The sequence below is a fragment of the Amycolatopsis sp. NPDC049252 genome (genome assembly GCF_043197175.1).
Taxonomy (GTDB): Bacteria; Actinomycetota; Actinomycetes; order Mycobacteriales; family Pseudonocardiaceae; genus Amycolatopsis.
Map to the genome: position 1 here is coordinate 23,487 of NZ_JBICSQ010000027.1, position 22,313 is coordinate 45,799.

The 22,313-nt window shown below is 73.1% G+C and carries 25 protein-coding genes; 12 read left to right on the forward strand and 13 right to left on the reverse strand.

Annotated elements, in window-relative coordinates; all coding sequences use genetic code 11:
• Window positions 1-2: 2 nt before the first annotated feature.
• Both ACGFMK_RS25760 and ACGFMK_RS25765 read right to left on the reverse strand, forming a co-directional pair.
• On the reverse strand, window positions 3-1,628 hold the full coding sequence (locus ACGFMK_RS25760; RefSeq protein ID WP_392768027.1) for a thiamine pyrophosphate-binding protein: 1,626 nt from the start codon (window positions 1,626-1,628) through the stop codon (window positions 3-5).
• A complete protein-coding gene (locus ACGFMK_RS25765; protein WP_392768030.1) occupies window positions 1,625-2,398 on the reverse strand; it encodes a cyclase family protein in 774 nt (257 codons plus the stop codon). The genes ACGFMK_RS25760 and ACGFMK_RS25765 overlap by 4 nt, the downstream gene beginning before the upstream one ends.
• A 118-nt stretch (window positions 2,399-2,516) precedes the next feature.
• Here ACGFMK_RS25765 and ACGFMK_RS25770 point away from each other — a divergent pair, with 118 nt between their 5' ends.
• From ACGFMK_RS25770 to ACGFMK_RS25780, 3 genes are read left to right on the forward strand one after another with little or no spacing between them, the layout of a single operon-like run.
• Window positions 2,517-2,918, forward strand: coding sequence for a GntR family transcriptional regulator (locus ACGFMK_RS25770; RefSeq protein WP_392768032.1), 402 nt, complete (start codon window positions 2,517-2,519; stop codon window positions 2,916-2,918).
• A 13-nt stretch (window positions 2,919-2,931) separates the two neighbouring features.
• The gene (locus tag ACGFMK_RS25775) at window positions 2,932-3,828 is read left to right on the forward strand and encodes an ABC transporter ATP-binding protein (RefSeq protein WP_392768034.1); all 897 of its coding nucleotides are present in this window, start codon (window positions 2,932-2,934) and stop codon (window positions 3,826-3,828) included.
• Complete coding sequence (locus ACGFMK_RS25780; protein WP_392768035.1) at window positions 3,825-4,793, forward strand: ABC transporter permease; 969 nt, start codon at window positions 3,825-3,827, stop codon at window positions 4,791-4,793. The genes ACGFMK_RS25775 and ACGFMK_RS25780 overlap by 4 nt, the downstream gene beginning before the upstream one ends.
• Before the next feature lie 42 nt (window positions 4,794-4,835).
• Here the strand turns inward: ACGFMK_RS25780 and ACGFMK_RS25785 are convergent, their stop codons facing one another.
• Entirely contained in the window at window positions 4,836-5,279 is a 444-nt protein-coding gene (locus ACGFMK_RS25785; RefSeq protein ID WP_392768036.1) for a hypothetical protein, read from the reverse strand.
• Window positions 5,280-5,548: 269 nt separating this feature from the next.
• On the opposite strand from ACGFMK_RS25785, the gene ACGFMK_RS25790 reads away from it, so the two are divergent.
• Window positions 5,549-7,978 carry an RICIN domain-containing protein gene (locus ACGFMK_RS25790; RefSeq protein ID WP_392768038.1) on the forward strand — a complete coding sequence of 810 codons (2,430 nt, stop codon included), beginning with the start codon at window positions 5,549-5,551 and terminating at the stop codon, window positions 7,976-7,978.
• On the opposite strand, the gene ACGFMK_RS25795 is transcribed toward ACGFMK_RS25790, so the two are convergent.
• On the reverse strand, window positions 7,975-8,829 hold the full coding sequence (locus tag ACGFMK_RS25795; protein WP_392768041.1) for an SAM-dependent methyltransferase: 855 nt from the start codon (window positions 8,827-8,829) through the stop codon (window positions 7,975-7,977). The two genes, ACGFMK_RS25790 and ACGFMK_RS25795, sit on opposite strands and share 4 nt — an antisense overlap.
• 76 nt (window positions 8,830-8,905) lie before the next feature.
• Window positions 8,906-9,106, reverse strand: coding sequence for a hypothetical protein (locus ACGFMK_RS25800; RefSeq protein ID WP_392768043.1), 201 nt, complete (start codon window positions 9,104-9,106; stop codon window positions 8,906-8,908).
• Window positions 9,107-9,341: 235 nt separating this feature from the next.
• Here ACGFMK_RS25800 and ACGFMK_RS25805 point away from each other — a divergent pair, with 235 nt between their 5' ends.
• Both ACGFMK_RS25805 and ACGFMK_RS25810 read left to right on the forward strand, forming a co-directional pair.
• The gene (locus ACGFMK_RS25805; protein WP_392768046.1) at window positions 9,342-10,076 is read left to right on the forward strand and encodes a sugar phosphate isomerase/epimerase family protein; all 735 of its coding nucleotides are present in this window, start codon (window positions 9,342-9,344) and stop codon (window positions 10,074-10,076) included.
• Window positions 10,073-11,176: a Gfo/Idh/MocA family protein gene (locus ACGFMK_RS25810; RefSeq protein WP_392768049.1), complete on the forward strand. Its 1,104-nt coding sequence runs from the start codon at window positions 10,073-10,075 to the stop codon at window positions 11,174-11,176. The genes ACGFMK_RS25805 and ACGFMK_RS25810 overlap by 4 nt, the downstream gene beginning before the upstream one ends.
• Window positions 11,177-11,184: 8 nt before the next feature.
• Here ACGFMK_RS25810 and ACGFMK_RS25815 read toward each other — a convergent pair whose 3' ends face one another.
• Window positions 11,185-11,772, reverse strand: coding sequence for a TetR/AcrR family transcriptional regulator (locus ACGFMK_RS25815; protein ID WP_392768052.1), 588 nt, complete (start codon window positions 11,770-11,772; stop codon window positions 11,185-11,187).
• Window positions 11,773-11,895: 123 nt separating this feature from the next.
• Between ACGFMK_RS25815 and ACGFMK_RS25820 the strand changes: the two genes are divergently transcribed.
• The 4 genes from ACGFMK_RS25820 (at window position 11,896) to ACGFMK_RS25835 (ending at window position 15,037) form a co-directional block, all read left to right on the forward strand.
• Complete coding sequence (locus ACGFMK_RS25820; protein WP_392768055.1) at window positions 11,896-12,684, forward strand: DeoR/GlpR family DNA-binding transcription regulator; 789 nt, start codon at window positions 11,896-11,898, stop codon at window positions 12,682-12,684.
• Window positions 12,681-13,892: an MFS transporter gene (locus ACGFMK_RS25825; RefSeq protein ID WP_392768058.1), complete on the forward strand. Its 1,212-nt coding sequence runs from the start codon at window positions 12,681-12,683 to the stop codon at window positions 13,890-13,892. Before ACGFMK_RS25820 ends, ACGFMK_RS25825 begins: the two co-directional genes overlap by 4 nt.
• Before the next feature lie 62 nt (window positions 13,893-13,954).
• Window positions 13,955-14,422 (forward strand): nuclear transport factor 2 family protein, encoded by a 468-nt coding sequence (locus ACGFMK_RS25830; RefSeq protein ID WP_392768061.1) that lies wholly within the window; start codon window positions 13,955-13,957, stop codon window positions 14,420-14,422.
• Window positions 14,423-14,425: 3 nt separating this feature from the next.
• Window positions 14,426-15,037 carry a TetR/AcrR family transcriptional regulator gene (locus tag ACGFMK_RS25835; protein ID WP_392768063.1) on the forward strand — a complete coding sequence of 204 codons (612 nt, stop codon included), beginning with the start codon at window positions 14,426-14,428 and terminating at the stop codon, window positions 15,035-15,037.
• Here the strand turns inward: ACGFMK_RS25835 and ACGFMK_RS25840 are convergent.
• Window positions 15,034-16,023 (reverse strand): cation diffusion facilitator family transporter, encoded by a 990-nt coding sequence (locus ACGFMK_RS25840; protein WP_392768067.1) that lies wholly within the window; start codon window positions 16,021-16,023, stop codon window positions 15,034-15,036. The two genes, ACGFMK_RS25835 and ACGFMK_RS25840, sit on opposite strands and share 4 nt — an antisense overlap.
• Before the next feature lie 54 nt (window positions 16,024-16,077).
• On the opposite strand from ACGFMK_RS25840, the gene ACGFMK_RS25845 reads away from it, so the two are divergent.
• The gene (locus tag ACGFMK_RS25845) at window positions 16,078-16,446 is read left to right on the forward strand and encodes an ArsR/SmtB family transcription factor (RefSeq protein ID WP_392768069.1); all 369 of its coding nucleotides are present in this window, start codon (window positions 16,078-16,080) and stop codon (window positions 16,444-16,446) included.
• On the opposite strand, the gene ACGFMK_RS25850 is transcribed toward ACGFMK_RS25845, so the two are convergent.
• Genes ACGFMK_RS25850 through ACGFMK_RS25860 form a run of 3 tightly spaced genes read right to left on the reverse strand, consistent with a single transcriptional unit; the run spans window position 16,443 to window position 19,118 of the window.
• Entirely contained in the window at window positions 16,443-16,973 is a 531-nt protein-coding gene (locus tag ACGFMK_RS25850; RefSeq protein WP_392768071.1) for a hypothetical protein, read from the reverse strand. The two genes, ACGFMK_RS25845 and ACGFMK_RS25850, sit on opposite strands and share 4 nt — an antisense overlap.
• Window positions 16,974-16,996: 23 nt before the next feature.
• Window positions 16,997-17,806, reverse strand: a complete 810-nt coding sequence (locus ACGFMK_RS25855; protein WP_392768074.1) for a MerR family transcriptional regulator — start codon at window positions 17,804-17,806, stop codon at window positions 16,997-16,999.
• Between the two features lie 7 nt (window positions 17,807-17,813).
• Window positions 17,814-19,118 carry an amidase family protein gene (locus ACGFMK_RS25860; protein WP_392768077.1) on the reverse strand — a complete coding sequence of 435 codons (1,305 nt, stop codon included), beginning with the start codon at window positions 19,116-19,118 and terminating at the stop codon, window positions 17,814-17,816.
• Between the two features lie 100 nt (window positions 19,119-19,218).
• Here ACGFMK_RS25860 and ACGFMK_RS25865 point away from each other — a divergent pair, with 100 nt between their 5' ends.
• On the forward strand, window positions 19,219-19,788 hold the full coding sequence (locus ACGFMK_RS25865; protein ID WP_392768079.1) for a TIGR03086 family metal-binding protein: 570 nt from the start codon (window positions 19,219-19,221) through the stop codon (window positions 19,786-19,788).
• Here ACGFMK_RS25865 and ACGFMK_RS25870 read toward each other — a convergent pair.
• The 3 genes from ACGFMK_RS25870 to ACGFMK_RS25880 are packed head-to-tail and all read right to left on the reverse strand — an operon-like array spanning window position 19,771 to window position 22,191.
• Window positions 19,771-20,613 carry a hypothetical protein gene (locus tag ACGFMK_RS25870; RefSeq protein ID WP_392768082.1) on the reverse strand — a complete coding sequence of 281 codons (843 nt, stop codon included), beginning with the start codon at window positions 20,611-20,613 and terminating at the stop codon, window positions 19,771-19,773. The two genes, ACGFMK_RS25865 and ACGFMK_RS25870, sit on opposite strands and share 18 nt — an antisense overlap.
• On the reverse strand, window positions 20,613-21,827 hold the full coding sequence (locus ACGFMK_RS25875; RefSeq protein ID WP_392768084.1) for an RNA polymerase sigma factor: 1,215 nt from the start codon (window positions 21,825-21,827) through the stop codon (window positions 20,613-20,615). Before ACGFMK_RS25875 ends, ACGFMK_RS25870 begins: the two co-directional genes overlap by 1 nt.
• Window positions 21,817-22,191 (reverse strand): YciI family protein, encoded by a 375-nt coding sequence (locus ACGFMK_RS25880; protein WP_392768087.1) that lies wholly within the window; start codon window positions 22,189-22,191, stop codon window positions 21,817-21,819. The genes ACGFMK_RS25875 and ACGFMK_RS25880 overlap by 11 nt, the downstream gene beginning before the upstream one ends.
• Window positions 22,192-22,313: the final 122 nt, after the last annotated feature.

Below are 22,313 nucleotides of genomic sequence, written 5' to 3' on the forward strand. Positions count from 1 at the left end.
GGTCAGTGCCGGAACGCCTCCGCGAGCCACCAGGAACCGCCGTCGTCGGCGATCTTCGCGTCGATGACCAGGGGGGCGTCGCGCGGGCCGGCGAGCCAGTCCTTCACCGCGAAGAGGTCCTCGGTCGAGCGCACGGTGACGCCGTCGCAGCCGAACCCGCGTGCGATGGCGGCGATGTCCGAGTCGGGGAAGCGGACCGTGGTCATGTCGGCGTCGCCGAAGTGGTGGACCTCCGCGCCGTACGCGGCGTCGTTGTAGACGATCACGACCAGCGGCAGGTGGAGCCGGACCGCGGTGTCCAATTCGGACAGTGCCATGTGGAACCCGCCGTCGCCGGTGCCCAGCACGGGCAGCCGGTCCGGGTGGGCGAGCGCGGCGCCGATCGCCGTGCCCAGCCCCAGGCCGATGCTCTGGAACGCCTGGGTGAAGCAGAAACCCAGCTCGTCGGGGACCGAGAGGTAGGCGCTCGGGTAGCCCATGAAGTTGCCGGAGTCGATCGAGACGATCCGTTCCGCGGGCAGGAGGTCGTCCAGGAGGCGGCTGAGGGTCCGCGGGTCGATCCGGCCGCCGCGGGACAGGTCGTCGTGCTCGACGTCGTTCCAGCGCCCGGTCGCGGCGATCCGGCCGGCGACGTCCAGGGAGCGGTAGCCCGGCCGCTCCGGCACGAGGGCGAGGACGTCCGACGCGGTGCACCCGACGTCGCCGACCACGCCGAGGTCGATCGGGCGGTGCGCGCCCAGCGCGGACTGCTCGACGTCGACCTGGGCGAGCTTCGCGTGCGGGCTGAGCAGGGCGCCGTGGCGGGTGGTCCACATGTTCAGCGCGCAACCCCAGCCGACGACCAGGTCGGCGCCGACGATCAGCTCGGCGGCGGCGGGCGAGGCGAACCCGCCCGAGATGCCGAGCGCGAACTCGTCACCGTGGAAGAGACCGTTGGCCACGGCCGACGTGGCCAGCAGCGCACCGCTGCGCGAAGCGAGCTCCCGCAACGGTTCCCGGCTCCCGCGGGCGCCGCGCCCGGCGATGAACACCGGCCGCTCGGCGGCGGCCAGCAGCTCGGCCAGCGCGGTGGCGGACGCCGCGTCCGGGCGTACTACAGCCGGGCCGGGCACCGCGGGCAGCACCGGAAGCGGATCGGGCGCGGCCTGTGCCTGGACGTCCAGCGGCAGGTTCAGCACCACCGTCCGGCGCTGCTGCCGGGCGGTCCGGAAGGCCCGCACGGTGTCGGCGACCGCGCTCGCGGCGGAGTGCACCCGCTCGGGCACCGCGCCGACCGCCGCGGCCAGCCCGTCCTGGTCGACGCGGAAGTTGGACAGCACTGACGCGCTCGCGGAGTCCGCGGTGAGCACGAGCATCGGCGTCCGGCTCTTGACCGCCTCGGTGATCCCGGTGACGGCGTTGGTCAGCCCGCAGCCCTGGTGCAGCGACAGCACCGAGACCTTGCCGCTCATCCGCGCGTAGGCGTCGGCCATGCTCGCCGCGCCGCCTTCGTGGCGGGCGGCGACGAACCGGACGCCGCCCGCGCGCAGCGCGTTGGTGACCTCGAAGTTGCCGCTGCCCACCACCCCGAACGCCGTGCCGGCGCCGAGGCCGGCCAGCGTGCGGCCGACCAGTTCGGCGACGTTCACCGCTCCACCAGCGCCAGCACGCGGGCCGGGCTGCCGGAGCCGCCGACGATCGGCAGCGGCGAGACGATCAGCAGCACCCCGGTCGGCGGCAGCGAGGCGAGGTTCTGCAGTTGCGTAAGGCCGTGTTTCCCGGCGCCCAGCAGCAGTTCGTGGCACGGGAACATCGGCTCCAGCCCGGGTGCCTGGCCGGCGTCGGTGCCGACGGTCTCGACGCCCAGCCCGGTGATCGGTGTTTCCTCGGCGAGCCAGCGGGCGCACTCGGGGGAGACGCCGGGGGTGTGCGAGCCGGCCTCGTCGGCGTTGAGGAACTCGCCGGAGTCCTCGCTGCGGGTGTCCCAGCCGGTGCGGTAGAGCAGCCAGCCGCCGTCCGGCAGCGGCCCGTGCTCGGCCGTCCACGCCGTGACGTCGTCGATCGAGAGCAGGAAGTCCGGGTCCTGCGCCGCCCGCGCCGAGAAGTCGAGCACGACCGCGGGCGCGACGAGCGTCTTCAGCGGCACCTGGGAGACGTCGTGGCCGTCCTTTCCGGACACCCAGTGCACGGGCGCGTCGAGGTGGGTGCCGGTGTGCTCGCCGGTGTGGATGTCGTTCCAGTACCAGCGCGGGCCGCGTTCGTCGTAGCGGCTGATCTCCTCCAGCCGGAAGGGGATGGTGTTGGCGAACGGTTCGGGCAGCTGGAGGATCGGCGTGCTCGAGCTCAGCGGTGCGGTGAGGTCGACGATCTCGACCGCCCCCGAGGTGATCGCCTGGCCCAGTCCGTCCAACAACGACATGCCTGCCTCCCGGTGCGGGTGAACGTCTCGATCGAGACCCTAAACCGGGAACCGGGTCCTTGACAGGTCCGCGTTCGCGGGTGTTGTCTTATTGTCGTAGGACAATGGGAGGGTGCGGGTGATCGAGTTCGTCCTGGACGGCCGTTCGCGGGTCGCGACGTACATGCAGCTCGTCCTGCAGGTGAAGCAGGCGCTGCGCGTCGGCCTGCTGCGGGACGGTGACCAGCTGCCGAAGGTGCGCGAAGTGGCCCAAGCGCTGGCGATCAACCCGAACACGGTGCTCAAGGCCTATCGCGAGCTGGTGCTGGAGGGGCTGGCGGAGGGCAAGCCGGGGGTCGGGACGTTCGTCACCGGCACCCTCGCCGGCCCGTCGCTGGGGCACCAGGCCCGGCTGCGTGACGAGCTGCTGGCCTGGCTGGAGCGCGCCGAAGCCGCGGGGATGTCGGGTGACGACATCAACGCCCTGATCGAGACCACGTTGCGCGGCGCCGCGGCGCCGCAGGATCAGAAGCAAAGCTGAGGGGAGTCCGAAGATGGAGCTGGCGGTGGAGACCAGAGCGCTGGGCAAGCGTTACGGGCGCACCTGGGCGCTGCGGGACTGCGCGCTACAGGTGCCCGCGGGGCGGATCGCCGCGCTGGTCGGCCCGAACGGCGCGGGCAAGACGACGTTGCTGCACCTGGCCGTCGGGCTGCTGCGGCCCGACGCGGGGGAGGTGCGCGTCTTCGGGCGCGACCCGCGTGACGGGCCTTCGGTGCTGGCCGACATCGGGTTCGTCGCGCAGGACACCCCGGTGTACCGGGACTTCACCCCGGCGGAGCTGATCACCATGGGCGGCAAGCTGAACCGCCGCCGGTGGGACGCCGCGCTGGCCCGTGACCGGCTCGCCGCGCTCGGCATCCCACCGGACAAGCCGGCCGGCAAGCTCTCGGGCGGCCAGCGGGCCCAGGTCGCGCTGGCGCTCGCGCTGGCCAAGCGGCCACGGTTGCTGTTGCTGGACGAGCCCATCGCGAGCCTCGATCCGTTGGCCCGCCGCGAGTTCATGCAGGCGCTGATGGGCGCGGTGGCCGAGAGCGAGACGACGGTGCTGCTGTCCTCGCACCTGCTGGCCGACCTCGAACGCAGCTGCGACTACCTCATCGTCCTGCAGACCGCGCGTGTCCAGCTGACTGGCGCGGTCGACGAGCTGGTCGACGCGCACCGCACCCTCGTCGGCCCGCGTGCCGGGAGCGAGTCCATCGCCGGCGTTGCGGAGGTCGTCCGCGCGAGCCACACCGAACGGCAGTCGACGCTGCTGGTCCGCCGCGACCCCGCCGTTCCGATCGATCCACTGTGGACGGAGCACGAAGTGACGTTGGAGGACTTGGTGCTCGCGCACCTGGCCGCGGCGGAACCCCGCGTCACGGCGGCCGCGTGGGGGGTGCCGGCATGATCTGGCTGACCTGGCGACAGCACCGCAGGCAGGCGCTGTTCACGCTCGTCACCCTCGGGGTGCTGGCGTTGATCGTGGTGCCCACCGGCCTGGCGATGCACGCGAAGTACGACAGTTCCGGGCTGGCCGCCTGCCAGGCCGCGCTCGGCAAGGCGCCGATGATCACGCAGACGGAAGCGGTTTCGAACTGCGCGAGCCTGGCCCACCAGTTCGAGCAGCAGTTCGGCAACCTGGTCTACGTCGCCATCCTGTTCGTGATCCTGCCGGTGCTGGTCGGCGTGTTCTTCGGCGCGCCGCTGGTCTCCCGCGAGGTCGAGCAGGGCACCCACCGGCTGGTGTGGACGCAGGGCGTGAGCCGGGCGCACTGGGCGCTGGTCAAGTTCGGGCTGGTCGGCGCGATCACCGCGGTGCTGGCCGTCGGGTACGCGCTGGGGGTGTCGTGGTGGTTCGGGCCGCTGGTCAGCACGACCAGCCGGCTGGGCTACTTCGCCTTCGACGTCCAGGGGGTCGTCCCGGTCGTCTACACGCTCTTCGCGCTGGCGCTGGGCGTCTTCGCCGGGACCTACTGGCCGAAGGTGCTGCCCGCCATGGGGATCGCGCTCGTCGGGTACGCCGTGGTGCGCGTGGCGGTCGAGCTCTTCGCCCGGCCGCGGTACCTGCCCGCGCAGAGCTACACCTACGCCCCGGACAGCAAGCTGACGCCGAACCCGGCGGCGGGCGACTGGGTGATGGACCAGGGCATCCGCAACGCGGCGGGGGAGATGGTCCTGCCCAACGCGCAGGTCGGCCCGTGCGGACCCGCGGGCTGTGGCGACACCGGTGCCGGCCCCGGGGCCTACAACTGGGTGGAATACCAGCCGGGGGCGCGGTTCTGGACGTTCCAGGGCATCGAAACCGGGCTCTTCGCGGTGCTGACGGCGGCGTTGGTGTTCTTCGCGATCCGCCGGGTGCGCACCCTCGCCTGAGCTCCGGTGCCGGCGCCTGCCGGGCGCCGGCACCGGAGCCGGTCAGGCCGGGGCGAGGTGGCGGGCCAGGAACCCGTCGTCGAGGCCGGTCCAGCGGATGGTGCGGTGGTCGCCCGGGTTGGCGTGCAACGTCTTCTCCGCCGAGGCGAAGGCGTCGAACAGCCCGAGGGCGGACTGGCGGCCGACGTGCTGGTCGTCCCACGGGAGCAGGAACTGCACCGGCACGGTGATCCGCCGCGCCGCCTCGAGCAGGCCGTCGTGCACGACGAACCCGCCGCCGAAGATCGCGGCGGCGATCCGCGGTTCGGCCGCCGTCAGCGGGATCCCGATCCCGGTGCCGAGGGTGATGCCACCGCCGTGCCCCATCAGCACCAGGGGCGCGTGCGGGGTGCCGGCTGCCGGCGACCAGAGCACGCCGGTGATCTCACCGAGGGTGAAGTCGCGTTCGACGACGCCGTCCGACGTCGTCACAGAGGTGAATCGCAAGGTGATTGCCTTTCGGGGAGAGCCTGGGGCGCTCCCGGCGACACCTGTGTCAGCCGTCCGACCGCGGCGGAAGGGGGAGCACCCACGTACGTACTGCGTTCACGGGTCTCACCTCCTCGGGCCGTCTCACGGTCGCCGCGACGCTATCAGCTCGTCCACCGGCCGCCCAGTCCTTTACCGGGGTCCGGCGAACGGCGGATTTACAACGTTGTATTCACCCGGTAAGACTGTTTTTACAACGTTGTAACGACGAGCGGAGGCTGGTCCCCGTGTCACTGAGCCGCAGGCAGTTCGTCGCCGGAACCGTCGCCGCGGGCCTGCTCGCGAGTGCGCGGGACGCCGGAGCCACCCTCGGCAGCCGGCAGGTCGGGCCCGCGGCCGGTGGGCTCTACACCCCGAACGCGGCTCCGCTCAAACCCACCGCCTTCCTCAAGCTCCCGCCCGGCGCCGTCACCGCGCGCGGCTGGCTCGCCGGCCAGCTGCGCCTGCAGCTCGACGGCCTCTGCGGGCACTACGCCGAGACCTCGCACTTCCTCGACTTCGCCACCAGCGGCTGGGTCCACCCGGAGCGCACCGGCTGGGAGGAGGTGCCGTACTGGCTGCGCGGGTACGTCGACCTCGCCGCGGTCACCGGCGACACCACCGCGAAAGCCACCGCCGGCAAGTGGATCGACGCGATCCTGGCCACCCAGCAGTCCGACGGCTTCTTCGGCCCGGCCGCGTTGCGCACGGCACTCAACAACGGCCCCGACTTCTGGCCGTACCTGCCGCTGCTGCAGGCGTTGCGGTCGTGGCAGGAGTGGACCGGTGACACGCGTGTCGTCCCGTTCCTGACCCGTTTCCTGCGCTACATGAACGCGCAAGGGCCCAGCGCGTTCAACTCCAGCTGGGTGTCGGTGCGCTGGGGTGACGGCCTCGACAGTGTGTTCTGGCTGTTCAACCGCACCGGCGACCCGTTCCTGCTCGACCTCGCCGACAAGATCCACACCTACGGCGCCAACTGGGTCGGGAACCTGCCGAGCCTGCACAACGTCAACGTCGCCCAGGGCTTCCGAGAGCCCGCGCAGTACGCGCTGCGCAACGGCTCGGCGTCGCTGACCCAGGCCACCTACCAGGACTACACCACGATCATGGCCACGTACGGCCAGTTCGCCGGTGGCGGGTTCGCTGGTGACGAGAACGCGCGTCCCGGCTTCGGCGACCCGCGGCAGGGCTTCGAGACGTGCGGGATCGTCGAGTTCATGGCCAGCCACCAGCTGCTCACCCGGCTGACCGGCGACCCGGTATGGGCCGACCGCTGCGAGGACCTCGCCTTCAACTCCCTGCCCGCCGCGCTGGACCCGGCCGGGCGCGCGGTGCACTACGTCACCAGCGCGAACAGCGTCGACCTCGACAACGTGCCCAAGAGCGAGGGCCAGTTCCAGAACGGCTTCGCGATGCAGGCCTTCCTGCCCGGCGTCGACCAGTACCGCTGCTGCCCGCACAACTACGGCATGGGCTGGCCGTACTTCACCGAGGAACTCTGGCTCGCCACGCCGGACAACGGCCTCGCGGCCGCGATGTACTCGGCCGGCAGCGTCACGGCGAAGGTCGCCGACGGCACCGCCGTGACGATCACCGAGGACACCACCTACCCGTTCTCCGAGCAGGTCACCTTCACCGTCCGGACGCCTCGGAGCCTCGCCTTCCCGCTGTACTTCCGGATTCCCGCGTGGTGCGCGGCGCCGCGGCTCACCGTCGCGGGCGCGTCGGTCGCGGTGGCCGCCGGTCCGACGTTCGCCAAGGTCTCGCGCACGTGGGTGGACGGCGACGTCGTCACGCTGACCCTGCCGCAGCGCACGACCGTGCGGACCTGGGGCGCGAACCACGACTCGGTGTCGGTCGACCACGGCCCGCTGACGTACTCGCTGAAGATCGGCGAGAGCTACGAGTCGCTGGGCGGGACCGCGCAGTTCCCGCAGTACGCGGTGCACGCGACGACGCCGTGGAACTACGGCCTGACCCCCGGCGCGGCGCTGACCTTCTCGGCGGCCGGCGGGGCGCTGCCCGCCAACCCGTTCACGCCGGACGCCGTGCCGGTCAAGATCACCGCGCCGGCGCGGAAGATCGCCGAGTGGACCGCGGACGACCAGCACGTCGTCATGCCGTTGCAGGCGTCACCGGCGAAGAGCGCGGCGCCGGTCGAAACGGTCACGCTGATCCCGATGGGCGCGGCGCGGCTGCGCGTCACGTCGTTCCCGACCGCCGCCCCGGACGGCCACCCGTGGGTGCCGGGCGGCGGGGGAGCGGGCCTCCGGATCGAGAACCGCAACTCCGGCAAGGTACTCGGCGTCGACCAGATGTCCACAGCGGACAGTGCGCGGGTCGTGCAGTTCGCCGACAACGGGACCGACGACCACGTCTGGCACCTGATGGCCGACGGCGACGGCTGGTACCGGATCCGCAACCACCACTCGGGCAAGGTGCTCGGCGTGGATCAGATGTCCACTGTGGACAGCGCGCGCGTGGTCCAGTTCGCCGACAACGGCACCCCGGACCACCTCTGGCAGCTGCTCGACAACGGCGACGGCTGGTGGCGGCTGAAGAACCGCAACTCGGGCAAGGTGCTGGGCGTGGACGGGATGTCCACGGCGGACAGCGCGCAGGTGGTGCAGTTCGCCGACAACGGGACGGCGGACCACCTCTGGCGGCTGCGCTAGCGTTTGACGCCGACGATCCCGGCCACGCACCGGGCGGAGTTGCTGAGCGGCGTGAGCCGGGGGCCGTCGGGCCACCACTCGTCGCAGACCGCCAGGCCCGGCTCCGACGTCGCGTTGGGCTGCAGGAACTCCAGGCCCGCCAGCATCGCCTCGATCTCGGCGCGGGTGCGGAACCGGCCGGCGCCGAGCGGGCCCTGGGTCAGGATGTCCTCGATGCGCTTGGCGATCGCGGTCAGCTCCGGCACCTCGGGGTCGAAGAAGTGCGACAGCACCACGTACGAGCCCGGCGCGAGCGCGTCGATGTACGCGCGCATGACGTCGGCGGCGCCGTCGCCCTCGAAGTGGTGCATCGTGCCGACGTGCAGCAGCGCGACCGGCTCGGCGAAGTCGATGTGGCGCAGCACCTCGTCGTTGTCCAGCAAGGCCTCGGGCTTGAAGATGTCCGCCTCGACCATGTGCGTGAAGTCGTTCTCGGCGAGCAGCGCGCGGCCGTGCGCCAGGACGACCGGGTCGTTGTCGACGTAGACGACGTTCGTGTCCTTGTCGATGCGCTGCACGATCTGGTGCGTGTTCTCCGCGGTCGGCAGCCCGGACCCGCAGTCGACGAACTGCCGGATCTTGGTCTGGCTCGCCAGCATCCGCAGCGCCCGGTTGTGGAACCCGCGGTTGCCGCGGGCGATGTCCACGGCCTCCGGGACCGCCTGCCGGATCTTCTCCATCACGACGCGGTCGACTTCGTAGAAGTTGTGACCGCCGAGGAACCCGTCGTAGATCCGCGCGATGCTCGGCCGCTCGGGATCCACCCCCACCGGCTTCTGGCTGGGGGAACTCACAGAGGGAGCGTCGGACATGGCGACCTCGCAGGACATCGGCGGGCGGCGTGGGCCACCCAGCGTAGTAGGTCGCGTCCGCGCGGTGAACCCGAGGTCAGCCGCTCGGGCGAAGCCGCTGGTCGGGGATGTCGTCCTGGAACGCGTCGCGGCGGGCGCGCTCGCGGCGCAGCCGCGCCAGGTGCTGCTCGATCCGCCGGTCGAGGTCCCGCGCGGCCTCGGACAGTTCCGTCAGGTCGCGACGGGACGCCGGGTGCCCGATGGCCCCCGTGTCCGCTTCGTCCCCTGGCCTGTCCACTCCCGGCACCTCCCGGTCTCGGTCTGGTCCCCTGCCCGTGGTGCGTTACTGCCCCGACCGGCGGCCGCCAAAACCCCCGGCGCCGGTGAGCCGGGGCACGCTCGAAGAGGTCCGGGAAAACCCCAGACTTGTCCGGCCGGGTCACCGGGAAGGACCTGGTGTGAATTTTGACCAGGTGGTAGAAATCTTGTGGAGCCGTGGCGGGCGTCCGCCACCGTGAACTCAGGAGCTGGGGATGAGCTTGCTTTCCGTGCAGCTGTACTCGGTCCGCGACGCCTTCGCGGCCGATCCCGCCGACACCCTGCGGCGCCTCGCCGCGATCGGCTTCACGCAGGTCGAGCCGTACGGCGTCGTCGAGAACGTCGACGCGCTGCGGGCCGGGCTGCCCGCCAACGGCCTGTCCGCACCGACCGCGCACGCGCAGCTGATCGGGACCGACCAGCCCGCCGTGTTCGCCGCGGCCGCCGAACTGGGCATCGGCCTCGTGATCGACCCGCTGGTCAAGCCCGAGCGGTGGCAGGACCCGGCCGACATCGCCGCGACGGCCGACGCGCTCAACGCCGCCGCCAAGGTCGCGGCCGAGCACGGCGTCACCGTCGGCTACCACAACCACTGGTGGGAGCTGGAGTCCCGGATCGACGGCCGCGCCGCGTTCGAGGTGTTCGCCGACCAGCTCGACCCCGCCGTCGCACTGGAGGTCGACACCTACTGGGCCACCGCGGGTGGCGAGGACGCGGCCGCGCTGCTGGGCCGCCTCGGCGACCGCGTCAAGGCGATCCACGTCAAGGACGGCGGCCTCGCCACCGACGCCACCGGCCAGCTCCCCGCCGGCCAGGGCCAGGTCCCGGTCGCCGAGGTGCTCGCCGCCGCGCCGGACGCGCTGCGCGTCGTCGAATTCGACGCCTTCGACGGCGACCTCTTCGAGGCCATCTCCGCCAGCTACACCTTCCTGACCGGCGACCGGCGGTGACCGGCGGGCCGGTCGGCGTCGGGTTCGTCGGCGCCGGCGTCATCAGCGGCACCTACCTGGAGAACCTGACGAGCTTCCCGGACGTCCGCGTCCTGCGGATCGCCGACCTCGACACCGGGCGCGCGGCGGCGCAGGCGGCGAAGCACGGCGTGCCGCGCTCGGGCACGGTGGCCGAGCTGCTCGACGACCCCGACGTCGAGCTGGTGGTCAACCTGACCACTCCGGCATCGCACGTCGACGTCGGGCTGGCCGCGCTCGAGGCGGGCAAGCACGTCTGGGCCGAGAAGCCCTTGGCCCTCGACCGCCAGACCGGCCGCAAGCTGCTGGACCGCGCCCGGGAGAAGGGGCTGCGGGTGGCCAGCGCGCCCGACACCGTGCTCGGCGCGGGGCTGCAGACCGCGCGTCGCGCGGTCGACGACGGCCGGATCGGGCAGCCGAACACCGCGCTCGCGCTGTTCCAGGTGCCGGGGCCGGAGAGCTGGCACCCGGCGCCGGAGTTCCTGTTCCAGGCCGGCGGCGGGCCGCTGCTGGACATGGGCCCGTACTACCTGACGACGCTGGTGCACCTGCTCGGCCCGATCCGCCGGGTCACCGGCGCCGGCGGCCGGGCGCGCGACACCCGGGTCATCGGGTCCGGGCCGCGTGCCGGGACGGAGTTCCCGGTGACGGTGCCGACCACGGTCACCGCGCTGGTCGAGTTCGCCTCGGGCGGGTCGGCCCAGGTCGTGCTGAGCTTCGACTCGGCGTTGACGCGCACCGGGTTCGTCGAGCTGACCGGCACGCTCGGCACCGCCGTGCTGCCGGACCCCAACCGGTTCGACGGCTCGACCGCGCTGCACCTGTTCGGCCAGGACGGGCCCGAGGAGCTGGCACCGCAGGGGCACGCGGCCTCGCGTGGCACCGGCACGCTGGAGCTGGCACGGGCGATCCGCGCCGGGGTGCCGGAACGCGCGTCCGGCGAGCTGGCCTACCACGTGCTCGACGCGATGCTGGCGATCGACGAGTCGCTGACCCGCGGGCAGTCCGTGGAGGTGGCGAGCGTCGTCGCCGTACCGCCCGCGCTGCCGGCGGCTTGGGATCCTTTTGAGAAGACGCTGTAGAAGACGCTTTAGAGCGGGACGGCGAGCAGGTTCTGCAGGGCGAACCGCAGGGAGCCGACCAGGTCCACGTCGCCGGGCACGGTCAGCCACTGCACCTGCAGGCCGTCCATCAGAGCGATGAACGTCAGCGCCGCCATCGCGGGGTCGACGCCGTCGCGCAGCTGGCCGCGCGCGGCGAGGACCTCGAACGACTCGTGGATGCTCGCGCGCGCGGCGCGGTAGTGGCGCACGAAGTACTCGTGCGCCGGGTGGTCCGGGGCCACGGCCTCGGCGGCGAGGCGCGAGTAGAGGTCGACGATCCCGGGGTGGCGGACGTTGTGCCCGGCCAGCGCGACGAAGTGGCGCAGGACGTCGAGCCCGGGTGCGACGTCGAGCTGCTCCCGGTCGGAGTCCTCGGCGTCACGCCGTTCGAGTACGGCGGCGAGCAGGGCTTCCTTGGTCGGGAAGTAGTAGAGGAGGCCGGCGTGGGTGATCCCGACGCGTTTGGCGATCTCCCGCAGCGACGAGCTGTGGTACCCGAGCTCGCCGTACGCCGCGGCCGCCGCCGTGATGATGTCCTCGCGGCGGATCCGGCCCTTCAGGTAACCCCCGGTCACGGGGTCGCGGTGGTCTCGGCGTCGTGCACGGTCCCATCATGCCGCAGCCGGATTTCGCACAAGCCACGTGATCGGTCGAACAAATCAGTTGTGCGAACGCTCGGTTCTTGCGAGCATCGCGGGGTGAAAAGCGCGGAACGGCAGCAGGTCATCGTCGAGCGGCTGCGCGGCACCGCCCAGGTCGGCGTCGCCGAGCTGGCCGAGGTGACCGGCGCGTCCGAGATGACCGTGCGCCGGGACCTGGACCACCTCGCCGCCCGGGGCGTGCTGCGGCGGGTGCACGGCGGGGCCGTGCCGGCGGCGCCGTCCGGGGTGGAACCGCCGTTCGCGGTCCGCGTGACGGCCTCGACCGCGGCGAAGCGGGCCATCGCCGTCGCGGCGGCCGAGCTGATCGCCGACGGCGAGACCGTCGTCCTCGACAGCGGCACCACCGCGCTGGAGCTGGCGCGGCTGCTGCGCGACCGTCCGGTCACCGTGATGCCGCTGTCCCTGCACGCCGTGCGCGAGCTGGCCGACGCCCCGCGCGTGCGGCTGCTGCTGCCCGGCGGCGAGCCGCGGCCGGGGGAGCAGGCGCTGGTCGGTCCGCTGACCCTCGCGTCGCTGCGGGCGCTGCGGTTCGACGTCGCCGTGCTGAGCCCGTGCGCGTTCGGCCTCGAGGCCGGGCTCACCGCGTTCGACCTCGCCGACGCCGAGGTCAAGCAGCAGGCCCTGGCCGTGTCGGCGCGTTCGATCGTGCTCGCCGACAGCGCGAAGTGGGGCCACGCTTCGCTCGCCCACGTGTGCCCGGCCGACCGTCCCGATGTCCTGATCACCGACCCGGGCGCGCCCGAGGACCAGCGTGCGGCGCTGGCCGAGCGGGGTGTGCTCGTGCACGTAGCCGTCCCCTTGCAAGACCCGCTGGAGAACCGATGACGACCGTTTCCGCCCGTCCGCGTGCCGCCCGCGTCGCGACGTGGATGTTCTTCGCCCTCAACGGGTTCGGCATGGGGATGTGGGTGGTGCACATCCCGAACGTCGAGCGCGCGACCGGCATTTCGCACAGCACGCTGGGCGCGCTGCTGCTGGTGCTCGGCGGCGCGGCGTTCGCCGGCATGCAGGTGTCCGGCCCGCTGGTCGACCGGTTCGGGCACCGCAGGCTGGTGCCGGCGGCCGGGGTGTTCGTCGGCCTCGCGGTGTGCGCGCCGGGGTTCGCGAACTCGTGGTGGACGCTGGGGCTTTCGCTGATCCTGTTCGGCTTCGGCAACGGCGCGATCGACGTCGGGATGAACTCGCACGCGGTGGTCGTGGAGCGGGCTTACCCGCGCCCGATCATGGCGTCGTTCCACGCGATGTGGTCGATCGGCGGCGCGCTGGCCGCGGTGATCGGCGCCGCGACGCTCGGCGCGGGCGTCCCGACCGGCGTCACCCTGACGGGCACGGGACTGGTGTGCGTCCTGCTTTCCCTGGGAGCGGCCCGGTTCGTGATGGAGCCGGCCGACGCGCCGGCCGAGGCCTCGGAGTCGGCCCCGGCTCCGTCGGCCGGCCGCCGGACCCCCGGCCGCCTGATCTGGCTGCTGGGCGGGCTGGCCCTGGCGCTGATGCTCTCGGAGGGCGTCGCGAACGACTGGGCGGCGCTGCACCTGGAGAAGGACCTGGGCACGTCGGCCTCGACGGCGGCGTTCGCGTACGGCGCGTTCGCGGTGGCGATGACGACCGGGCGGTTCCTGACCGACCGCGTCGCGGCCTGGGCGGGCCCGGCGGCGATCGTCCGCTACGGCGCGGCGATGGCGGCGGTCGGCCTGTCGATCGCCGCCGCGTCCCCGTGGGTCCCGCTGTCGCTGGTGGGCTGGGCGATCTTCGGCCTGGGCCTCTCGGGCGGCGTGCCGCAGCTGTTCACGGCGGCGGGCAACCTGGACACCCGCAACTCGGGCGCGCTGATGGCCCGGGTGGTGGGCCTGGGTTACGTGGGTTTGCTGGCGGGCCCGGCGCTGATCGGCGGCTTGACGAGGTGGATGCCGCTGAACGTGACGTTCGCGGTGCCGGTGGTGCTGTGTGTGCTGGCGGCGGTGTTCGCCGGGGTGCTGACCCCGAAGCCGGAACCGGCGGAGCAGCCGGTGGTCGTGAGTGAGAAACAGGGTTAGCGCACGCCTTTTGCGACAAGCTGTCGTATAGTTTGCGACAAGCTGTCGTAAACGGAGGTCTCATGAACCTGCTCGCCGATCGTGCCGAACTCGTCGAACTGCTGGGCCGGTACGCCGACATCGCCGACCTCAAGGAGTACGAGACGCTGCCCGGCCTCGTCTTCACCGATCCCCTGACCCTCGACTTCGAGTCCGTCGTCGGCCTCCCGCCGATGACCGTGCCGCTGCGGGACTACCTCGAGAACCTGCGCGCCTCCTTCGAGCCGTTCGTGGCCACCCACCACGTCATCACGGGCCACGTCGTCGACCTCGACGGCGACCGCGCGAAGATCCACGCGCACGTCCGCGCCGAGCACTGGGTCCCGGACGAGGTCGCCGCCGGCGGGCCGAACCGCTGGCTGGTGGCCGGTTTCTACGACGACGAGGCGGTCCGCACGGCCGGCGGCTGGCGGCTCACCCGGGTGAAGCTGACCGCGAGCCACCAGGAGAACGCGCACCTGTCGGGCGCGGCCGCGGGGTCGGTACGGTAGCGCATGCCGCGGATCCGGGGAGCCAGCATCGAGGAGCACCACGAGCTGGTGTGGAACGCTCTCGCCGAGGCGATGCGGCAGCTGGTCGGCGAACGGTCCTACGACTCGATCACCATGGGCCACATCGCGGACCGGGCCGGGCTCGCGCGCAACACGCTCTACAACTACGGCCGGGACAAGGGCGCGCTGGTCCTGGCGCTGACCCGGCGGGCGTGCGGGCCGCTGGTCGAGCGGGTGGCCGCGATCGCCGCGCGGCCGGGCGAACCGGCCGGCGCCCGGCTGCGGGAGATCGTCGGCGCGGTCTTGGCGGCGTCCACCGACCAGGCGATGCAGCTGATGTTCCTGCCCGGCTCCGGCCCCCTGGTCGACGAGGTGCCGAAGGGGCCCGAAGGCCCGTTCCACGCGATCGTGGCCGAGGTGGAGAACGTCGTCCGGGACGGCATCGCGAGCGGGGAGTTCCGCGACGTCGGCGACGTGCCGCTCGCGGTGGAACTGCTGTCCGGGGCGATGCGTGCGGGCGCCGAGCGCATCGGCCGGGACCCGGGCGCCTTCCCGGCGACGGTCCGCGCGGCGGGTGACGTCGTGCTCGCGGCGCTGGCCCGAGGCTCGGCTTAGTGGTGGTGGGCCAGCTCCTCGTGGGCCTGGTCGGCGCCGGTGGCGGGTTCGGTGTGGACGGCGACCGCCGTCAGCCTCGGGACCGCGTGCAGCAGCCGGTGCTCGACGTCGTGGGCGATGCGGTGGGCCTGCTCGACGGTCAACGTCGTCTCGACGGTGACGGCGAGTTCGGCGCGCAGGTGGTGCCCGATCCAGCGCATCCGCAGCGGCCCGGTGCCGAGCACGCCCGGGACGTCCCGGGCGGTGGTTTCGGCCAGCTCGACCGTGGCCGGGTCGACGGCGTCCAGCAGCCGCCGGAACACCTCCTTCGCCGCGTCGCGCAGGACGAACAGGATCGCGACGGTGATGCCGAGCCCGACGATCGGGTCGGCGACGGGGAACCCGAGCGCGACGCCGGCCGCGCCGAGCACGACGGCCAAGGACGTGAAGCCGTCGGTGCGCGCGTGCAGGCCGTCGGCGACCAGGGCGGCCGAGCCGATCTCGCGCCCGACGGTGATCCGGTAGCGCGCCACCAGCTCGTTCCCGATGAACCCCACCACCCCGGCGGCCGCGACGATCCAGAGGTGACCGACCGGTCGCGGATCGAGCAGCCGCACCACCGACTCGTAGCCGACGACCACGGCCGACGCCGCGACGACGAGCACCACGACCACGCCGGCGAGGTCTTCCGCGCGCCCGAAGCCGTAGGTGTAGCGGCGCGTCGCCGCCCGCCGTCCCAGCAGGAACGCGATGCCGAGCGGGACGGCGGTCAGCGCGTCGGCGAAGTTGTGGATGGTGTCGCCCAGCAGCGCGACCGAGCCCGTGACGAGCACGAGCGCCAGCTGCGCGACGGCGGTGACGAACAGCGCGGCGAACGACCGGACGAGCGCCCGCATCCCGCGCCGGCTCGTCTCGAGGGCGTGGTCGACGCGGTCGGCGCTGTCGTGGCTGTGCGGCCGCCACCGGGAATGGCGGTGCCCGTGGCCGTGTCCGTGTCCCTTGCTCATGGTGGCAGCATACCTGCGCAGACACGCATATACGCAAGTAGTAGGGTAGTCCACATGCACGCGGAGCTGCCCGAGTTCGACATGCCCACCGACGAGCAGGTCCACCTGGCCGCGGAGTCGTTCCGCCTGCTGGCCGACCCCACCCGGATCAAGGTCCTGTGGGCGTTGCTCCAGGGTGAGTCCTCGGTGGCGTGCCTGGCGGACCTGGCGGGCGCGGCCCCGACGGCGGTCAGCCAGCACCTGGCGAAACTCCGGCTGGCGGGCCTGGTCAAGGGCCGCCGTGAAGGCACGTTCGTCTACTACTCGGCGGCCGACAACCACGTCCGCGGCCTGCTGGCCCAGGCGCTGCACCACGCGGACCACCTGGACCGCGACCTGCCCCCGGGCGAGCACACCCAGCCGCACCACCCGCGCGCGGACTAACCCAGCGGCGCGGCGAGCCTCGCGACGAGTCCCTTGGCGATCTCCCGCGACGTCCGGCGCAGCTCGTCCGGTGAGAACGCCTCTTCGGTCCCGATCCGGATCCGCCCGGGACTGCTCGCGCTGCGGGCGGCGACCTTGATCGTCGAGGCGACCGGGTCCAGCCCGATCGCCGGCGCGAAGCTGTCCGGCAGCGGCAGCCCGAGGGCCAGCAGCCTGTGCAGCCGGCCCGCGACGCACGCCGCGAGGTCGTCCTCCTCGAACGGGAACCAGCACGTCCGCTGGCCGCCGCTCAGCACCGCGAGCCCGCGGTCCTCGGCCGTCGAGAACGCCCAGGCGCCGCCCGCGGAGGAACCGGCCCGGGTGAAGCCCGCCGCGAGCTCGTCACGAACCCGCTCGAGCTCCGGCGTTCCATAACGTTCCGGCGCGGCCGGAACCAGGTGGACTTCGACGAGCGGACCGCGCGGCCGGTACTCCCGCGGGAGGATCGCCGATCGCCAGACGACCGTGAGTTCTTCGAGGTGGTGCACGCCGCGGAACGATAGCAACGATTTCAGCCGATCGGTTCCTGCAGTTCCGTCACCCAGCCCGCCGGGTCCGCCGGGCAGTCCAGGTACAGCTCCCGCTGCGCCCCCGCCGAGCGGTGGCCATGCTCCTCGATCCAGCGGACGACCGCCTGCCAGCTCGGCAGCACGCCGTCGATCGCGCCGCGGTGGACCAGCGTCGCCGCACGGGTCGCCGGGAGGTCCGCGACGCCCAGGCCGTTCAGGTCACCCGGCCCGACCGACGCCGGGATCGCCGCGTGCACCACGACCTCGTCCTCCGCGCGCTGCTCGTAGTAGCACGTCAGCCGCCCGGCCGGCGTCACGTCCGCGGCCGGCAGCCGCCGCCCCAGCTCCGCGCACAGCGGGCGCACCACCGGGCCGATCGTTTCCGGTGCGAACCCCGCCGCGACGCCGGTCAGCTCCACCACCCGCGTGGCCGGCAGCTCCTTGACCACGACGTCGTAGGCGGGCGCGCGGCCCTCGTCCTCGATCGTCCGCAGCCGGGCCTCGACCTGCGCCAGCTTCGCCGCGGTCTCCGCGACCGCGGCCGCCAGCTCCGCGCGCCGCAGGTCCAGCATCCCGCGCACCCGCTCGACCGGCACCTCCTCGGCCAGCAGCGTCGCCACCTGCTCGAGGGTGAACCCGAGGTCCTTGAGCGCGACGATCCGGTTGAGCCGGGCCAGCTGCCCCGCGGTGTAGCTGCGGTAGCCGGTCGCGGGGTCGACCCGCGCCGGGCGCAGCAGCCCGAGCGCGTCGTAGTGGCGCAGCATCCGGACCGACACCCGGCCGTGGCGGGCGAAGTCCCCGATCGAGAACATCCGCCGATCATTCCCCAGGCGGGACGAACCCGCCCGTGACGTCCGCGGCGAGCTCGGCGAACGTGATCGCCGTGTCGTCCTCGTGCGCGGGACCGGTCACTTGCAGGCCCGTCGGCAGCGGGCCGCCGACCGGCGCGGTCACCGCGGGCAGGCCGGGCAGCGAGGCCTGCGCGATCCAGAACACCTGGTCGTCGTAGCGGCTCTGCTCGCCGTCGCAGGGGAACGCCGTGGTGAACACCGTGGGGGAGAGGAAGACGTCGGTGTGCCGGAAGTACCGGGCCCACGCCGCCGCCGAAGCCAGCCGCCGTCGTTCCTGCTCGACGACCCCCTTGAGGTCGCCTTCGTGCATGGCGAAGAACAGCTCCACCTGGAACCCGAACGACTCGGCCTGGGCCGCCGGATCGACGCCGTCCGGCCAGCCCTCGGTGACCTCGACCCCGGCGCGAACGAGGGTGTCGACGGCGTCCGAGAGCGCGTCACCCACCTCGGCGGTCACCGGGCAGCGCGGGTCGTCGAGCACGGCGCCGACCCGGAAGTCCGCCAGACGCGTGTGCCGCGGAGGCGCGAGCCGCCACGAATACGCGTGCGCCTCCGCGCCGTCCGGCCCGCCGGTGACGCCGAGGGCGAGCCGCAGATCGGCGGCCGAGCGTGCGAGCGGTCCGGCCGCCGACGGGAAGTCCCGCCCGGGCTCCGCGAGCGGTCCGGGTGGCTGGAACCCGCGCAGGGGAACGGTTCCCGCGGTCGGCTTGAGGCCGTAGACGCCGCAGTAGGCGGCCGGGATCCGGATCGAGCCGGCCAGGTCCGAGCCGTACTCCAGGTAGCTCAGGCCCGCGGCGACCGCGGCCGCGGCGCCCCCGGACGAGCCGCCCGGGGTGCGCAACGGGTCCCGCGGGTTGAGCGTGCGGCCGTACACCGGGTTCACCGTCTGACCGAAGTCGGCGAGCATCCGGTGCACGTTCGACTTGCCCACGACGATCGCGCCGGCGGCCCGCAGCCGCTCGACGACGGCCGCGTCCCGGTCCGCGACGCACTCCGCGAACGCCGGTTCACCCCAGGTCGTGTGCATCCCGGCGACGGCGAAGGCGTCCTTGATCGTCATCGGGACGCCGTGCAGCGGCCCGACGTCGTCGCCGCGCACGACCGCCCGATCGGCGTCTTCGGCGGCGCGGAGCGCGACGTCTCGATGGGTTTCGACGACGGCGTTGAGGGTGGACCCGTCGATGCGGTCCAGCAGCTCTTCGGTCAGGTCACGGGCCGAGAGCGCGCCACGGCGGATCCCGGTGGCCACTTCGGTGGCGGTTCGGAAGGTCATGCCCCAGGGGTACGGCCTGACACGGTGTCAGGGTCAAGTGTCGAGTCCGGCCGGTCCCGCTCGTCCTCGGGAGGAACAACCACCTCGAGAAGGAGCGGGAATGGACACGATGGAGTCGTACCGGCGCGCCCAGGACGGGTTCGACGCGGCGCTGGCCGCGGTGAGCCGGTGGGATGCGCCGTCGGCGTGTGCCGAGTGGACGGTCCGGGACGTCGCCGGGCACGTCGTCTGGGGCCAGCGCCAACTGCGGGCCTGGGCGACCGGCGAGGACTACGCCGAGACGGCAGGCGCTCCGGGGTCGCCGAAGCCGGGTGTGCTGGCCGGGGATGACCCCGTCGCGACCTGGCGGGCCGCGCGGGCGGAAGCGGCGGCCACGCTGACCGAGGAGGCCCTGCGCCGCCCGGTGACGCTGCCCGGCCTCGGCGAGATCCCGCTGGCCGGCGTCGTGGCGCTGCTGACCACCGACCACGTCGTGCACACCTGGGACGTCGACCGCGGCGCGCGCCTCGAGCCGGACCTGGTCGCGCTGGCCGACGCGTGGGCGCGGGCGAACGTCGTGCGGCGGCCGGGTTTCTTCGGCCCCGAGCTCACCCCGCCGGCCGACGCGGACGCGCAGACCCGGATGCTCGCGTTCGTCGGCCGCCGGGCGTGGTCACCGGTGCCCGCCTGACAGAGCCCGCCGCCCCGCGTCGTACGCGCGCAGGGCGGCGCCGAGCGCGGCCGCGACGGTGACCTCGTAGATCTCGTCCTCGGTGTGGCCGGCGGCGGCCAGGCGCGCGACGTCGCCGTCGGTCACCCGGTAGGACGCGTCGCGGACGGTTTCGGCGTAGGAGCGCCACTCCTGCGGCAGCGGCCCGTCCCCGGCGGCCGCCCGGCGCAGCTCCACCGGCGTCACGGCGGGGGCCTCGAGCACCGAGTACCGGAGAACGTCGACGGCGTCGCCGTCCGGGCGGTCACCGCCGGCGAGCAGGAACGCGGGGAACCGGTAGCCGAAGCGGTGCAGCGCCCGGGTTCCGCTGTGCAGCTGGCCCTCGCGCAGCGCGAACCCGAACGCGTTCGCCAGCCGGTTGACGACGTTCCACACGAGACCCACGCGCAGCGCCTCGAGCACCGCGTCGTCGGTCAGCCCGGTGACGCCGTCGCCGGGGGACAGCAGGAAGTCCCGCGCCCGCAGCACTTCCGGCCGGGCCGAGTCGGGGGTGACCTCGCCCTGGCCGGCGATCCGGACCAGCTCCGCGTGGGTGTCCAGGCAGAACGGGCACTGGTGCCCCCGCGCGATGCTCATCGCCAGGAACTCGCGCTCACCCGCCGTCCAGTACGACGGGCCGCGCATGGCGGGCGCGGTGAGGTCCAGCAGCGCCCGGGTGAGGAACCCCGGCCGGTACAACAGCATCCGCACGATGTCCGGACTGTCCACCCGGGACATCGCGGACGTCAGGCCCATGAACAGCTTCGCGCGGCGGCGGTGGCCGCGGTCCAGGACGGACAGTCGCATCAGGACTCCAGGGTGCGCAGGCGGCCGGCGAGGAAACGCCGGTCGGCGGGTTCGGTGGCGAGCTCGTGCGCGCGCCGGTAGGCCGCGGCGGACTCGGGGAGCCGGCCGAGGCGGCGCAGCAGGTCGGCGCGGGTGGCGTGCAGCAGGTGGTAGCGGTCGAGGCCGTCGATCTCCTCGACCAGCGCCAAGCCCTCGTCCGGGGTGGTGGCCATCGCCACCGCGACCGCCCGGTTCAGCGCGATCACCGGCGAGGGCGCCACGGCGAGCAGTTCGGTGTAGAGCGCGGCGATGCCGGCCCAATCGGTCGCTTCCGGCGTCGGCGCCTGGGCGTGCAGGACCGCGATGGCCGCCTGCAGCTGGTAGGGCCCGGGACGGCCGTGGCGCAGCGCCCGGTCCAGCAGCCGCACGGCCTCGACGATCTCCCCGCGGTCCCACCGGGTCCGGTCCTGGTCGGCCAGGAGCACGACGTCCCCTTCGGCCGTGCGCCGCGTGGCGGCCCGGGAGTCGTGCAGCAGGAGCAGCGCGACCAGGCCCAGCGCCTCGGGCTCGTCCGGCATGAGCGTGGCGATCAGCCGGCCGAGCCGGATCGCCTCCGCACGCAGCGCCTCCCCGGCCGCGCCGGTGTAGCCCTGGGTGAAGATCAGGTACACCACGGCCAGGACGCCGGAAAGACGTTCCGGCAGCAGGTGGTCGGCGGGCACGGCGAGGCCGATCCCGGCGTCGCGGATCTTCCGTTTCGCGCGGACCAGCCGTTGCGCCAGCGTCGCTTCGCCGACCAGGAACATCCGGGCGATCCGGCCGGCGGTCAGGCCGACGACCGCCTGCAGCGTCAGCGCGACGCGGGCTTCCTCGGCCAGCGCGGGGTGACAGCAGGTGAAGATCAGGCTCAGCCGCTCGTCCCCGACGGCCAGTAGCCGTTCCTCGCCGAACTCCGTCACCCGCGGCCGCCGTTCGCCGAGTTCCGCCAGCTTTTCCCGGCCCCGCCGGGCCCGGCGCAGGCGGTCGATCGCGCTGTTGCGGGCCGCGGTCAGCAGCCACGCGACCGGGTCGTCCGGGACGACGTCCCAGCGCTGCAGGGCCAGCGCGGTGGCGTCCTGCAGCGCGTCCTCGGCCAGTTCGAAGTCGCCGAGGACGCGCACGAGCGCCGCGAGCAGCGGGGCCCGGTGCTCGCGGTGGACGCGGTCCACCGCGGCCGCGAGCGGGTCAGCGGTCACCGGCGGCGCGGTGGTCGACACCCGGTACCCCGGCGACCGGCCGGACCTCGATCAAGCCGACCGCGGCCATCGGGCACAGCGCGGCCAGGTCGAGCGCGGCGTCGAGGTCGGGACAGTCGAGCAGGTAGTACCCGCCGAGGTGGTCGTGGGTCTCGGCGAACGGGCCGTCGGTGATCAGCGTCCGGCCTTCGCGGACGCTCACCGTCGTCGCGGTGTGCTCGGGCTGCAGCGGGTGCCCGGCCAGCAGCGATCCCCGGCGGCGGCATTCGTCGGCGAAGGCGTTCACCGCGGTCAGGGCCTCTTCGAAGCCCGGATCCCCGGGTTCCGGCCGGTCGCAGTTGTAGATGAGGAGCAGGTAGAGCACGAGATCCTCCCGATGACTGGTCGTTCGCAGAGGATGACGAACGGCACGACCGTAACTCGACACGGCGCGCCGGGGTTTTCCCGGACTGCCGCTCTGGGTAACCAAGAGTGACAGCCGCCCGA

Excerpts from the sequence above, each read along its gene's own strand:
- ACGFMK_RS25780 (WP_392768035.1), top strand. The coding sequence starts at position 3,825 with ATGATCTGGCTGACCTGGCGACAGCACCGCAGGCAGGCGCTGTTCACG.
- ACGFMK_RS25775 (WP_392768034.1), top strand. The coding sequence starts at position 2,932 with ATGGAGCTGGCGGTGGAGACCAGAGCGCTGGGCAAGCGTTACGGGCGC.
- ACGFMK_RS25805 (WP_392768046.1), top strand. The coding sequence starts at position 9,342 with ATGAGCTTGCTTTCCGTGCAGCTGTACTCGGTCCGCGACGCCTTCGCG.
- ACGFMK_RS25860 (WP_392768077.1), bottom strand. The coding sequence starts at position 19,118 with ATGACCTTCCGAACCGCCACCGAAGTGGCCACCGGGATCCGCCGTGGC.
- ACGFMK_RS25845 (WP_392768069.1), top strand. The coding sequence starts at position 16,078 with ATGCACGCGGAGCTGCCCGAGTTCGACATGCCCACCGACGAGCAGGTC.
- ACGFMK_RS25865 (WP_392768079.1), top strand. The coding sequence starts at position 19,219 with ATGGACACGATGGAGTCGTACCGGCGCGCCCAGGACGGGTTCGACGCG.
- ACGFMK_RS25835 (WP_392768063.1), top strand. The coding sequence starts at position 14,426 with ATGCCGCGGATCCGGGGAGCCAGCATCGAGGAGCACCACGAGCTGGTG.
- ACGFMK_RS25855 (WP_392768074.1), bottom strand. The coding sequence starts at position 17,806 with ATGTTCTCGATCGGGGACTTCGCCCGCCACGGCCGGGTGTCGGTCCGG.
- ACGFMK_RS25830 (WP_392768061.1), top strand. The coding sequence starts at position 13,955 with ATGAACCTGCTCGCCGATCGTGCCGAACTCGTCGAACTGCTGGGCCGG.
- ACGFMK_RS25765 (WP_392768030.1), bottom strand. The coding sequence starts at position 2,398 with ATGTCGTTGTTGGACGGACTGGGCCAGGCGATCACCTCGGGGGCGGTC.
- ACGFMK_RS25870 (WP_392768082.1), bottom strand. The coding sequence starts at position 20,613 with ATGCGACTGTCCGTCCTGGACCGCGGCCACCGCCGCCGCGCGAAGCTG.
- ACGFMK_RS25840 (WP_392768067.1), bottom strand. The coding sequence starts at position 16,023 with ATGAGCAAGGGACACGGACACGGCCACGGGCACCGCCATTCCCGGTGG.
- ACGFMK_RS25825 (WP_392768058.1), top strand. The coding sequence starts at position 12,681 with ATGACGACCGTTTCCGCCCGTCCGCGTGCCGCCCGCGTCGCGACGTGG.
- ACGFMK_RS25795 (WP_392768041.1), bottom strand. The coding sequence starts at position 8,829 with ATGTCCGACGCTCCCTCTGTGAGTTCCCCCAGCCAGAAGCCGGTGGGG.